Below are 12,320 nucleotides of genomic sequence, written 5' to 3' on the forward strand. Positions count from 1 at the left end.
ATTGCCTTACATTATTAGCCCCAAGGTCCTTGGTAAAAAAGCCGCCTTCACTCGGCGCTCCAGGACCTTTTAATGAAACCCAGCGTTGTTGGAAAATGCCTGGTCTGCCTTGGCGGCTGGCTGTTCGCACACCTGGCCCTGGCCGAAGACCTGATCGCGCCCACTGCCATTGACTGGTTACTCGATTGCCCCTTTCCGGCATTTGAACGGCTCGACCCCGAAGTCCTCGCCCGCACCCAATGCGCCCGGGTGACCGTGCCCCGCGACCATGCCGCGCCTGGGCGCGGGCGTACACGCCTGAGCCTGACACGCGTCGGCGCGCGCGACCCGCTCAACCGTGAGGGCGTGGTATTCATCCAGTCCGGTGAACCTCCTACGTCCAAAAACGCGACGTTTGCCCTGCACCTGGCCGGACGCTGGGAGTCTTACGCCACCCAGGCTTACCGCACACTGGTCGACCGCTATGACGTGATCGAACTGAGCAGCCGCGACCTGCAACAGGACAACGCCATCGAACAGGCGGCGCGGGATATGGAGTATGTGCGCGCGCAACTGGGCGAGGCCCGGCTCAGCTATATCGGCAATGCCGATGCGACGCGACTCGGCAACCGCTATGGCGCGCTGTTCCCCGAACGCCTCGCACGCATGGTGCTGGTCAACAGCGGGCGCGGTGAACCGCCTGCTTCCGGCATCGACCTGTTGCTGCTCAAGGAACCCGCCCAGGCCAGTGGCGATGGCTGCGTCAGTCGCTGGCTCGGTGAATTTCTGGCGTACGGCAAACAGCCACCTTCGACCACACGGTGTCTGGACCGTGGCGGTTGGGATTGACCGTTTACGACCTCTTGATACTAGAAACGACACCCTGCGTTGACGCTGCGGCCCGATCGTTATTAAGTGCTATTTATCCGCATTAATATGATAAATCGAACCCATGCTGAGCCGTCCGCTACGCCGCAAACGCCAGAAGCTTTCCGATGTGATCGTCGAGTCGGTCAAGCGCTCGATCGTCACCGATGCCTTGAAGCCCGGCGACCGCTTGCCCACCGAACGCGAGCTGATGGAAAGTTTCCAGTGCTCCAAGGGCTCGGCCCGTGAAGCGCTCAAGGCGCTGGAAGTCGAAGGCCTGGTGAGTACGCGCACCGGCCCCAGTGGCGGTGCCTATCTCAACCAGGCCGGCACCGAACCCGCCAGCCGCGCACTGCGCAATTACCTGCACTTCCAGCACCTGGACGGTGAGCAGGTGTACCAGCTGCGCAAGGTCATCGAAGTGGAGCTGGCGGTGTCGGTGCTCGGGCGCCTGAGCGAGGACGACTACCAGGCCTTGCAGGACAACGTCGATTTTTGCAGCGCCCCCGAAGACAGCGAAGCCGGCCAGCGCGAACAGCGCCTGGCGGAACTGGAATTTCACAACCTGCTGGCCAAGGCCTGCCCCAACCCGCTGCTCAGTTTCATGGCGCAGTTTCTCAACGACCTGCTGCGCGACCTGGTGGTGCTGAAAAAAGCCTACAAGCCCAAGCGCAAGCAGTTCGATGCGGCCAACCTGGACTACCACAAGCAATTGCTACTCGCCTTTCGCGCCGGCGATGAAAGCGCGGTGCGCAGCTTGATGCATGAACACATGTGCGATGCCGAACACCATATGACTGCCCTGGAAGGCCAGGTGAGCCCGCACTTCTTGCTGGAGTTCGACCACTCTTAACCCAAACACCGCCCCTCCCACACTGGGTTGCATTCCAATCAACAGACCGCTTCACCTCAATAAAAATGCCTGCCCACAGGCCCTTGCTCCACCGTATCGCCCTTGCCGCTCCTGCCAATAAAACTAAACCAGGGAGTCACCCCATGCAGCGTCGTACGTTATTGAAAGCCAGTCTCACCTTCGCCTCCGCCCTCAGCCTCCCGCTGAGCGTGCGTTCGGCATTCGCCGCCGAGCCTTTTACCTTTTACGGCCTCAAGTCCATGTCCGGCGCCTTTGCCAGCTATGGCAAGTTTGCCGACATGGGGTCGCGCCTGGCGGTGGAACAGCACCCCGAGCTGCTCGGCCGCCCGTTGAACTACAAGGTCATCGACACCGAAGGCAATGCCGGCAAGGCGGTGCGCAAGGTGCAGGAGGCGATTCAGCAGGACGGCGCGCGGTTCTTCCAGGGCTGCACGCTGTCCTCCTCCGCCCTGGCGGTGGCCAAGGAAGTGGACAAGGTCGGTGGCGTGTTCATGACCCCGGTGGGCGCCGATGAGGTCACCGGCAAGGACTGCAACAAGGCCACGTTTCGCTGGTCGGTACCCACCTACGGCGCGATCCGCGAAACCCTGGTGCCGCTGATCAAGCTACTGCCGGACGCCAAGCGCTGGTACACCATCACCCCGCAATACGTGTTCGGTGAAGCCTTGCTTGAAGGCGCGAAAAACGTACTCAAGGAACACGGCCTGGAGCACGTCGGCAACAGCTACCACTCGTTGCAGGAACAGGAATTCTCCGGCTACCTGACCAACGCCATCTCCACCAAGCCCGATGTGCTGGTGCTGCTGAATTTCGGCAGCCAGTCGTCCAACACCCTGCGCCAGGCGGTGAATTTTGGCATCAAGGAACGCATGAAGGTGCTGCTGGTGTGGTCCGCCGGCCTCGACCAGTTTCAGGAACTGGGCAGCGATGTGCTCGAAGGCGTGTACCTGGGCGCACAGTACTGGCACCAGGTCGACACGCCGCTCAACCGCGAGCTGGTCAAGCTGACCCAGGCCAAATACGGCATCAACCCCACCTACCCGCTGGCCGCCGATTACATCAGCACCAAGGTGATGCTCGAGACCATCATCGCGACCGGCAGCTTCGACGGGCCGACCGTGGCCAAAGCCATGCAGGGCCTGAGCTACGAGGGCCCGACCGGCAAGGAATCGATCCGCGCCGGCGACCATCAGGTGATCAAGGATTACTACCTGCTGATCGGCAAGGCCGCCGGCGAGATGGCCGACAAGGACGACCTGGCCAAGGTGCTCAGCGCCGGCCAGTCCTTTGCGCCGGTGGAAGCCACGGGCTGCACGCTCGCCTGATTCCCTGAACGTTGCACCGGCTTCCTGCTGAGGGCTTGCGCATGCTTAATCTTTACCTGTTCCAGATACTCAACGGACTGGGGTTGGGAATGATCTACTTCCTGATCGCGGTCGGGCTGACGATCATTTTCGGCCTGCTCAACTTCGTCAACTTCGCCCACGGCGCGTTCTTCCTGCTGGGCGCCTACCTCTGCTACACCGCCGTCAGCCTCACCGGCAACTTCTGGCTGGCGCTGCTGATTGCACCACTGGTGGTGGCCGCGCTGGCGTGGGTGATCGAGCGCCTGCTGATCCAGCGGATCTACCACTTGCCGCACATGTTCCAGATCCTGGTGACCCTGGGGATCGCGCTGATCATCCAGGAAGCCAGCGTGATGATCTGGGGCCCGGTGGGCAAAAGTGTCGCGGTGCCGGAACTGCTGCGTGGCGTGCTGGTGGTCGGCGACTTCGTCTACCCCTACTACCGCCTGTTCCTCATCGTGTTTTCCGCGCTGGTGGGCCTGGGCCTGTGGCTGCTGCTGGAACGCACGCGCTTCGGTGCCCTGGTGCGCGCCGGCAGCGAAAGCACCGAAACCGTGTCGCTGCTGGGCACCAATATTTTCCGCCTGTTCTCCATGACCTTCGCCCTCGGCGTGGCCCTGGCCGGCGTCGCCGGGGTGCTGTTTGCGCCGCTGCGTGGTGCCCAGCCGTTCGTTGGCCCGGAGATCCTCGGCGTGGCGTTCGTGGTGGTGGTGATCGGCGGCATGGGCTCGTTCAGCGGTGCGCTGGTCGGCGGTTTGCTGGTGGGCGTAGTGCAAAGCCTGATGACCACACTCTGGCCCCAGGGCGCGAGCCTGATGATCTACGGCGCGATGGCCGTGGTGATTCTGGTCCGCCCCTACGGCCTGTTCGGGAGAGCCTGACATGAGCGAGAAAAACCCCCTGCCGTTTGCCAAGACCCAATCGCGCGCGATGTTGCTGTGGGTAGTGGCGGTGCTGATCGGCCTGCCGTTGATCCTGCCTTCGGCGACGCTGGCCACCGAAATCCTGATCTTCGCCCTGGCCGCCCTGGCCTGCAACCTGCTGCTGGGCTACACCGGACTATTGTCGTTCGGCCAAGGCATCTTCTTTGGTGCCGGTGCGTATTGCGCGGCGCTGCTGATGATCCACCTGCAACTGGGTCTGTTCAGCGCCCTGCTCGGCGCGGCCCTGACCGGTGGCTTCCTGGCCTTGCTGGTGGGCGCCCTGGCCATTCGGCGCACCGGTATCTACTTCGTGATGCTCACCCTGGCGTTCAGCCAGATGGCCTACTTCGTCGCCTACACCCTGAGCGACTGGACCGGCGGCGACAACGGCCTGCTCAGTGTGCCGCGCCCGGAAATCCGCATCGGTGACACTGTGCTGCTGTCGCTGGCCGACGCCCGCGCCTTTTACGGGTTTGTCGCCGTGCTGTTCCTGCTGATCTTTATCGGCGCGCGCCGGGTGATCGCTTCGCCGTTCGGCAGCACCCTGATGGCGATCCGCGAAAACGAAACCCGCGCCTCGGCCATTGGCTACGACACGCGGCACTTCAAGATCCTGGTGTTCGTATTGTCCGGCGCGGTCACCGGCATTGCCGGGGCGCTGTACGCCATGCTGCTGCACTTTGTGCCGCTGTCGAACATCGACCTGGCAATGTCCGAGAACATCCTGATCATGACCATCGTCGGTGGCACCGGCTCACTGTTCGGCTCGTTGCTGGGCGCTGGTTCCATCGTGCTGCTGGGGGATTTCCTGTCGGACCTGTGGCCGCGCTGGCTGATGCTGCTGGGGGTGATCCTGATCCTGGTGGTGATCTTTATGCGCGGCGGCTTGTGGGGCGGGTTGGCCGCTGTGTTCGAAAAACTACGCGGCCGTCGCACGCCCAGCGTCGTGGCAAAGGAGCACGTGCAATGAGCATTTTGCTGGAAACTCAAGACCTGGAACTGGCCTATGGCGCGTTCCATGCGGTGAACGGCGTCAACCTCAAGGTCGAGGCCGGCACCATCCACACCATCATCGGCCCCAACGGTGCGGGCAAGACCAGCCTGTTCCACTGCCTCACCGGTGAACGCCAGGCCACCGCCGGTGCGATCCACTTCGACGGCAAGAACCTGATGCGCAAACCCGCCCATGGCCGCGTCGGCCTGGGCATGGCGCGCTCGTTCCAGCTCACCAGCCTGTTCCAGAACCTCAGCGTGCGTGAAAACCTGCGCCTGGCCGCCCAAGGCCGTGACGGCGCGCGCGCCCTGAATTTCTGGCGCCGCGTGGACAGCAAGCGCGAGCACCTGGAGATGGCCGACCAGGTGCTGGAGCGCCTGCAACTGACCGCCCGCGCCGAGACCCTGGCCGGCGAGTTGTCCCACGGCCAGCAGCGCGTGCTGGAAGTGGGCATGTCGATCTGTTCCAGGCCCAAACTGTTGATGCTCGATGAGCCCACCTCGGGCATGGGCATCGATGACATTCCGATCATGACCCAACTGATCAGCGACCTGGGCCGCGACCACACGGTGCTGCTGATCGAACACAACATGAGCATCGTCATGTCCATCAGCCAACGCATCACGGTGATGAGCCACGGGCAGATCCTAGTGGAAGGCACGCCGCAATTCGTGCGTGCCGATGAACGTGTGCGCACGGCTTACCTTGGGGAGGCGGCGTGATGCTGATCGTCGAAAACATTCACTCCTACTACGACAAAAGCCATGTGCTCGAAGGCGTGTCATTGACCGTCAACCCCGGCGAGCTGGTGACGCTGCTGGGCCGTAACGGCGCCGGCAAGACCACCACCTTGCGCAGCATCCTGGGGATCATCTGCCCGCGCCAGGGCCAGATCCACTTCAACGGGCAGGCGCTGGTGGGGCAGAAGATTTTTGAAATCGCGCGCCAGGGCCTGGCGCTGGTCCCGGAGAACCGCGGGATTTTCCGCCTGCTCAGCGTCGAGGAAAACCTGCGCATCGCCGTGCGCAAGACCAGCCGCTGGCAACTGGAAGACGTGTACGCCATGTTCCCGCGCCTCAAGGAGCGCCGCAGGAATGCCGGGCATGCGCTCTCCGGCGGCGAGCAACAGATGCTCGCCATCGCCCGCGCCCTGCTCAACGATCCCAAGCTGCTGATCCTCGATGAGCCCACCGAAGGCCTGGCGCCGGTAATCGTCGACGAACTGGTGAAGATCCTGCGCAAGGTCAAGGACGACGGCCTGCCAGTGCTGCTGGTGGAACAGAACCTGATGGTGTGCGACAAGCTCGCCGACCGTCATTACGTACTCGAACAGGGCCGCGTGGTGTACGAAGGCAGCGCTGCGGATTTCCGCGCCGACCCGAGCATCAAGAATCGCTACCTGGCCCTGAGTGCCTGACCGGAGAATGCCCATGAATTCTTTTGCGCAACCGCTGCAGAGCAACGCCCCGCTGATCAATCGCGACCGCCTGTGGCAATCCTTGATGGACCTGGCCCGGCTCGGCGCTACGGCCAAAGGCGGCGTGTGCCGCCTGGCCCTGACCGACCTCGACCGCCAGGCCCGTGACCTCTTTGTGCAGTGGTGCGAGGCCGCCGGCTGCAGCGTCAGCGTCGACGCCATCGGCAATATCTTTGCCCGCCGCGCCGGACGCAACAACACCCTGCCCCCGGTGATGACCGGCAGCCATATCGACACCCAGCCCACCGGTGGCAAGTTCGATGGCTGCTACGGGGTGATGGCCGGCCTGGAAGTGATCCGCACCTTGAATGACCTGAACATACAAACCGAGGCGCCGATTGAAGTGGTGGTGTGGACCAACGAAGAAGGTTCGCGTTTTCCGCCGTGCATGATGGGTTCCGGGGTATTCGCCGGTAAGTTCGACCTGCAGGACACCCTCGATAAACAAGACGAGCACGGCCTGTCGGTGGGCGCGGAATTGCAGCGCATCGGTTATGCCGGTTCCCGCGCCGTGCTGGGCCATCCGGTGGGCGCGTATTTCGAGGCGCATATCGAACAGGGCCCGGTGCTCGAAGACCAGGCCACCACCATCGGCGTGGTGATGGGTTGCCTGGGCCAGAAATGGTTCGACCTGACCCTCACCGGCGTCGAAGCCCACGCAGGCCCGACGCCGATGCACTTGCGCAAGGACGCCCTGGTGGGCGCCGCCGAGGTGGTCAGCGCGGTCAACCGCATCGCCCATCAGCAGCAGCCGCACGCCTGCGGCACCGTCGGTTGCCTGAGCCTGCACCCCCGGCTCGCGCAATGTGATTCCAGGCCAGGTGCACATGACGATCGACCTGCGCCACCTGCACGCAGACAAGCTGCAAGCGATGGTCGACGAAGTGCGCAGCGTGATCCAAACCAGCGCCGCCCGGCACGGCCTCACGTATGAACTGACCCCCACCGCCGACTTCCCGCCCCTGGACTTCAACCCCCACTGCGTGAACGCCGTGCGCGACGGCGCCAGCGCCCTGGGCTTGAGCCATATGGATATCGTCAGCGGCGCTGGGCATGACGCGATCTTCGTCGCCGAACTCGGCCCGGCCGGGATGATCTTTGTGCCGTGCGAAGGCGGCATCAGCCATAACGAAATCGAAAACGCCGCGCCGGATGACCTGGCGGCAGGCTGCGCGGTGTTGTTGCGGGCGATGGTCAATGCGGCGCAGGGAGTTCAGCCATGAGCGAGATCGGCCAACTGACAGCGGTGCAACTGCTGCAGCATTTTCGCGACAAGACCTTGTCGCCGGTGGAAGTCACCGAAGATGCACTGTTGCGTATCGAGCGCTACAACCCGGTGGTGAACGCCTATTGCCATGTGGACCCGGAGGGCGCGTTGAACACGGCGCGCGCCGCCGAACAGCGCTGGCTCAAGGGCCAGCCCTGCGGCGCGCTGGACGGCGTGCCGGCATCGATCAAGGACCTGACGTTGACGGCCGGCATGCCCACGCGCAAAGGGTCGCGCACCACCGCCTCCGACGGGCCGTGGGACGTCGACGCGCCGTTTACGGCGTTCATGCGCAAGGCCGGCGCGGTATTGCTGGGCAAGACCACCACCCCGGAATTCGGTTGGAAAGGCGTCACCGACAACCCGCTGTACGGCATCACGCGCAACCCCTGGGACACGCGCACCACGGCGGGCGGTTCATCCGGTGGTGCCGGTGCGGCGGCGGCGCTGAACCTGGGCGTGCTGCACCAGGGCAGCGACGCGGGCGGCTCGATCCGGATTCCCTGTGCATTCACCGGCACCTTCGGCATCAAGCCGACCTTCGGCTATGTGCCGCAATGGCCGGCAAGCTCCATGACGATTCTGTCGCACTTGGGCCCGATGACGCGCACCGTGGAAGACAGCGTGTTGATGCTGCAGGCCGTGGCGCAGCCGGACGCGCGGGACGGGCTGATCGGTGCGCCGAGGGCCACGCCATGGCTGACGCCGGGCACCGACTTGAAAGGATTGCGTATCGCCTACAGCCCCACCTTGGGTTACGTGCAGGTCGACCCGCAGGTGGCCAAGGTGATCGCCGCCGCCGTCGATGGCCTGGCGCAGTTGGGCGCCCACGTCGAGCAGATCGACCCGGGCTTCAGTGATCCACTGGAGGTGTTCAGCACTTTGTGGGCCGCTGGCGCTGCGCGCTTGACGCGCGGCATGAGCGACGCGCAAAAGCAGCTGCTCGATCCGGGTTTGCTGCGCATCGCACAGCAGGGCGAGCGTTTGAGCCTGGATGATTTCAACGCGGCCCTGGAGGCACGTGCGGCGCTGGTGGCCCGGATGGCGGCGTTCCATGAGCATTACGACGTGCTGGTGTCACCGATGATGCCAATCACCGCATTCGCGGCCGGGCACAACGTACCGCCGGGTTCGGGCCTGCAGGAATGGACGCAGTGGACGCCGTTCACCTACCCCTTCAACCTCACCCAGCAACCCGCCGCGTCAGTGCCCTGCGGGTTGGCAGCGAATGGCTTGCCGGTGGGGTTGCATGTGGTGGCTGCGCGGTTTGCCGATGAGCAGGTGTTGCGGGTGTGCCAGGCATACGCCGAGGCATTCCCCACCCAGCACCTGCAAGCCCCGATCACCAGAACACTGTAGATCCAATGTGGGAGGGGGCTTGCCCCCGATAGCCATAGGTATCTACACAACTTTGTAGCAGCCTCCGGTAACCACGATGCGAAGCAAGCCGCTCTTGTTCTTGCTCTTGATCTTAGGCGCCCCGTTAAACCACGCTGGCCGGAATTCGACAGTGATTTGGGGGGTAAACCGGCAGGGATGCCGGTTTAGCCGCCCCGCGCCATGGATGGCGCGTGGCGGCGGCCCCCCAAATCACTGTCGGATTACGGGCACACCGAGCGTGAGCGAGGTGCCGAGTGGTGGGGCAAGAGCCCTTTGGGTTACTTTTGGGGCTCTTTTCCAAAAGTGACCCGCCGTAAGGGCGGAACCCTAAGCCGCCGTTACCGCAGCAACGGATATGTACGCGCTCTGATCCAACATCCTGGTCGGCTGTCAGGCCGCCATCGGGAGCAAGCCCCCTCCCACAGTTTTGACCGCATTCCACTACAATGCCCTCCATTCATTCCCGGGGGGCTTCATGGACATCGAACTGGCACGCACCTTCCTCGAAATCACCCGCTGCGGCAGCCTGGCCGCGGCGGCTGAAAAACTGCACGTCACCCAGACCGCCATCACCGCACGGGTCAAAAACCTGGAAAACCAGTTGGGCAGTACGCTGTTCGTGCGCAACCGCGCCGGCGCCAGGCTGACCGCCGATGGCGAGGCCTTCGTGGTGTACGCCAACCAGTTGCTGCAGACCTGGGAAGCTGCCCGCCGCGACCTGCCATTGCCCGATGGCTATCGCAACGTGCTGCACATCGGCGGTGAAGTCAGCCTGTGCAACCCGCTGATGCTCGGCTGGGCCAAGGCGCTGCGTGAGCGTATTCCGGGGCACGCGCTGCGCACGGAAGTGCGTGAAGGCGAGTACCTGCTGCGCCAGTTGGAGTTGGGCGTGCTCGACGCCGCGCTGGTGTTCCAGCCCCAATACTGGCCGGGGTTGCAGGTGGAGCAGGTGCTGGAAGAAAAACTGATCCTGGTGCAACTGGCGAGCAAGCCCGAGCCCTACGTGTATATCGATTGGGGCCCGGGCTTTCGCCAGCAGCACGACGCCGCCCTGCCCGACCGTGCACGCGCCGCCGTGAGTTTCAACCTGGGGCCGCTGGCGTTGCAGTACATCCTGGAGAACGGCGGCGCCGGGTATTTCCGCACGCGGGTGGTGCAGAGCTACCTGGACAGCGGCGTGATGCAGCGGGTGGCCAAGGCGCCGGAATTCAGCTTCCCGACCTACCTGGTGTACGCGCGGGCACGGGATTCAGCGGTGCTGCAGCAGGCATTGACGCTGTTGCGCGAGGTGGTCAAGGCTGAGGACGATTGGTCGCAACGCTGGGACCCGCTGATTTGAATCACCCCGCACCTGCGCGCGTGCTAGCCTGCGGGTGTTTCCTTTCGCAGCCTTATCGATGAACAAGAAAAAGTCCGTCACCATCAGCGACATCGCCAAACGGGTGGGCATGACCACCATCACCGTGTCTCGGGCGCTGAGCAAACCTGACCTGGTCAAGCCCGCCACCCTGGCGCGCATTCTGGAAGTGGCGCGCGAACTCGACTACGTGCCCAACGCTTTTGCACGCGGGCTCAAGCGCAGTGAAAGCCTGATCATCGGGGTGATTACCGCGTCGGTGGACAACCCGTTCTACAGCGAAATGATCAAGGCGATTTCCCGCGAAGCGAAAAAACACGGCTACACCATCATGCTGGTGGACACCGACGAGCTGGAAGAACTGGAAAGCAAGGCCGTCGATACCCTGCTGGGGTATCGCGTGGCGGGGATCATCCTGTCGCCGGTTTCCGATGAGCCGAGCTACCAACCCGACTATCTGGAACGCCTGGGCAATGGCAAGACGCCCGTGGTGCTGCTTGACCGCACGATCCACGACAGCCCGTTCAGCCGCGTGGTGCTCGACAACTACCACAGCGGCATCCAGGCCGCGCACTACCTGCTGCGCCAGACCCCACACCTCAAGCGCCTGCTGGTGCTGACCGGCCCCGAACACTCGCGCATCACCGTGGAGCGCCTCAAGGGCCTGCGCGAAGTGCTGGCCGAGCATCCCCAGGTGCAAGTTGAAGTGCAGGCCGGGGACTACACGTTGATGCCGTCCTACCTGCACACCCTCGACTACCTCGCCGCGCACTCGGCGCCGGACGCGATCATGGGCTTCAACCAGTTGATCACCCTCGGCGCCCTGCGTGCATTACGCATGCACAACATCGCCCACGACAGCCTGACCATCTGCGGCATCGACCGCCTGCCCTTCGCCGATATTTTCGGCGTGCCGATTGCCTGCGTGGCCCACGACGCCTCACTCGCCGGCAGCAGCGCGGTGCGCCTGCTGCTTGATCGCCTGCAAGACCCGCACAAGCCACGGGACAAGGTGGTTATCGCGGGGCAATTGGAGAACGGCTAGCGACTGGTGTAGCCGCCATCGATGGGCAGGCTCACGCCGCTGATCATGCTGGCGGCGTCGCTGAGCAGGAACAGCACGGGCAACGCCACCTCCACGGTTTGCGCAAAACGGCCCAGCGGAATCGCTGCCAGCGCCGGATCGCGCTTGGCTGGATCAGACCAGGCCATGGTCGCCATGGGCGTCAGCGTGACAGTGGGGTTGACGCTGTTGACGCGAATGCCGAAGCGCCCCCATTCAGCGCATTGCACGCGGGTGATCGCATCGAGCGCGGCCTTGGAGGCGCAGTAGCCGAGGTGATCGTCCAGGGCCACCAGCGACGCCTGGCTGGACACGTTGACGATACTGCCGCCCAGGCCAGCCTTGATCATTTTCGCCGCCACGCGACTGGCCACTTGCGCAGCGGCGCGGGCATTGACGTGCATGACCTGGTCGAAGGCCTCGGCGCTGATGGCGGCGGCCGGTTCCAGGCGGGAAATACCGGCGCAGTTGACGAGGCCGTGCAGCGGCGGCAGTTCGTTAAGGGCGGTGTCGAGGGCACGGCTGTCGGCAATGTCCAGGCACAGCGTGCGGCACCCCAGCTCAGCGAGCGCCTGCGCGTCACGCCCCAGGGCAAACACCTCGGCGCCGCTGAGCAAGAGCTGACGGGCGATTTCGCGACCGATGCCACTGCTGGCGCCGGTGACAAGGATGCGCTGGCCGGTGAAGTCAAAGGTGGCGTGCATAAATAAAATTCCCGAAACAATGAAAGTCCCCTGTGGGAGGGGGCTTGCTCCCGATGAGGGTGTATCAGCCAATGCAGCTGTGACTGACC

11 protein-coding genes and 1 pseudogene are annotated in these 12,320 nt (G+C 63.9%); 11 read left to right on the forward strand and 1 reads right to left on the reverse strand.

All coding sequences use genetic code 11. The features are described 5' to 3' along the window. The first annotated feature begins 72 nt into the window (after positions 1–72). From QF045_RS19160 to QF045_RS19210, 11 genes and pseudogenes are all read left to right on the forward strand, one after another. Complete coding sequence (locus tag QF045_RS19160; protein WP_306493602.1) at positions 73–828, forward strand: alpha/beta hydrolase; 756 nt, start codon at positions 73–75, stop codon at positions 826–828. A 103-nt stretch (positions 829–931) separates the two neighbouring features. Further along, positions 932–1,699, forward strand: a complete 768-nt coding sequence (locus QF045_RS19165; RefSeq protein ID WP_306493603.1) for a FadR/GntR family transcriptional regulator — start codon at positions 932–934, stop codon at positions 1,697–1,699. Positions 1,700–1,842: 143 nt separating this feature from the next. Continuing rightward, a complete protein-coding gene (locus QF045_RS19170) occupies positions 1,843–3,045 on the forward strand; it encodes an ABC transporter substrate-binding protein (RefSeq protein ID WP_306493604.1) in 1,203 nt (400 codons plus the stop codon). A 41-nt stretch (positions 3,046–3,086) separates the two neighbouring features. Continuing rightward, a complete protein-coding gene (locus QF045_RS19175; RefSeq protein WP_306493605.1) occupies positions 3,087–3,947 on the forward strand; it encodes a branched-chain amino acid ABC transporter permease in 861 nt (286 codons plus the stop codon). A 1-nt stretch (position 3,948) separates the two neighbouring features. After that, entirely contained in the window at positions 3,949–4,959 is a 1,011-nt protein-coding gene (locus tag QF045_RS19180) for a branched-chain amino acid ABC transporter permease (protein ID WP_306493606.1), read from the forward strand. Then, entirely contained in the window at positions 4,956–5,705 is a 750-nt protein-coding gene (locus QF045_RS19185) for an ABC transporter ATP-binding protein (protein ID WP_306493607.1), read from the forward strand. The genes QF045_RS19180 and QF045_RS19185 overlap by 4 nt, the downstream gene beginning before the upstream one ends. Then, positions 5,705–6,400 carry an ABC transporter ATP-binding protein gene (locus QF045_RS19190; protein WP_306493608.1) on the forward strand — a complete coding sequence of 232 codons (696 nt, stop codon included), beginning with the start codon at positions 5,705–5,707 and terminating at the stop codon, positions 6,398–6,400. Before QF045_RS19185 ends, QF045_RS19190 begins: the two co-directional genes overlap by 1 nt. Before the next feature lie 13 nt (positions 6,401–6,413). Then, positions 6,414–7,683: pseudogene (locus QF045_RS19195) on the forward strand (Zn-dependent hydrolase). Then, positions 7,680–9,086 (forward strand): amidase, encoded by a 1,407-nt coding sequence (locus tag QF045_RS19200; RefSeq protein WP_306493609.1) that lies wholly within the window; start codon positions 7,680–7,682, stop codon positions 9,084–9,086. The pseudogene QF045_RS19195 and the gene QF045_RS19200 overlap by 4 nt, the downstream one beginning before the upstream one ends. A 496-nt stretch (positions 9,087–9,582) precedes the next feature. Continuing rightward, positions 9,583–10,446, forward strand: coding sequence for a LysR family transcriptional regulator (locus QF045_RS19205; RefSeq protein WP_306493610.1), 864 nt, complete (start codon positions 9,583–9,585; stop codon positions 10,444–10,446). 58 nt (positions 10,447–10,504) lie between these two features. After that, positions 10,505–11,509 (forward strand): LacI family DNA-binding transcriptional regulator, encoded by a 1,005-nt coding sequence (locus QF045_RS19210; protein WP_306493611.1) that lies wholly within the window; start codon positions 10,505–10,507, stop codon positions 11,507–11,509. On the opposite strand, the gene QF045_RS19215 is transcribed toward QF045_RS19210, so the two are convergent. Further along, complete coding sequence (locus QF045_RS19215) at positions 11,506–12,231, reverse strand: SDR family oxidoreductase (RefSeq protein WP_306493612.1); 726 nt, start codon at positions 12,229–12,231, stop codon at positions 11,506–11,508. The two genes, QF045_RS19210 and QF045_RS19215, sit on opposite strands and share 4 nt — an antisense overlap. Positions 12,232–12,320 lie beyond the last annotated feature (89 nt).

It is taken from the genome of Pseudomonas sp. W4I3 (assembly GCF_030816195.1).
Lineage (GTDB): Bacteria > Pseudomonadota > Gammaproteobacteria > Pseudomonadales > Pseudomonadaceae > Aquipseudomonas.

What these genes read in the sequence shown, in the direction of transcription:
- QF045_RS19160 (WP_306493602.1), top strand. Translation starts at nt 73, where the DNA reads ATGAAACCCAGCGTTGTTGGAAAATGCCTGGTCTGCCTTGGCGGCTGG.
- QF045_RS19165 (WP_306493603.1), top strand. Translation starts at nt 932, where the DNA reads ATGCTGAGCCGTCCGCTACGCCGCAAACGCCAGAAGCTTTCCGATGTG.
- QF045_RS19170 (WP_306493604.1), top strand. Translation starts at nt 1,843, where the DNA reads ATGCAGCGTCGTACGTTATTGAAAGCCAGTCTCACCTTCGCCTCCGCC.
- QF045_RS19175 (WP_306493605.1), top strand. Translation starts at nt 3,087, where the DNA reads ATGCTTAATCTTTACCTGTTCCAGATACTCAACGGACTGGGGTTGGGA.
- QF045_RS19180 (WP_306493606.1), top strand. Translation starts at nt 3,949, where the DNA reads ATGAGCGAGAAAAACCCCCTGCCGTTTGCCAAGACCCAATCGCGCGCG.
- QF045_RS19185 (WP_306493607.1), top strand. Translation starts at nt 4,956, where the DNA reads ATGAGCATTTTGCTGGAAACTCAAGACCTGGAACTGGCCTATGGCGCG.
- QF045_RS19190 (WP_306493608.1), top strand. Translation starts at nt 5,705, where the DNA reads ATGCTGATCGTCGAAAACATTCACTCCTACTACGACAAAAGCCATGTG.
- QF045_RS19200 (WP_306493609.1), top strand. Translation starts at nt 7,680, where the DNA reads ATGAGCGAGATCGGCCAACTGACAGCGGTGCAACTGCTGCAGCATTTT.
- QF045_RS19205 (WP_306493610.1), top strand. Translation starts at nt 9,583, where the DNA reads ATGGACATCGAACTGGCACGCACCTTCCTCGAAATCACCCGCTGCGGC.
- QF045_RS19210 (WP_306493611.1), top strand. Translation starts at nt 10,505, where the DNA reads ATGAACAAGAAAAAGTCCGTCACCATCAGCGACATCGCCAAACGGGTG.
- QF045_RS19215 (WP_306493612.1), bottom strand. Translation starts at nt 12,231, where the DNA reads ATGCACGCCACCTTTGACTTCACCGGCCAGCGCATCCTTGTCACCGGC.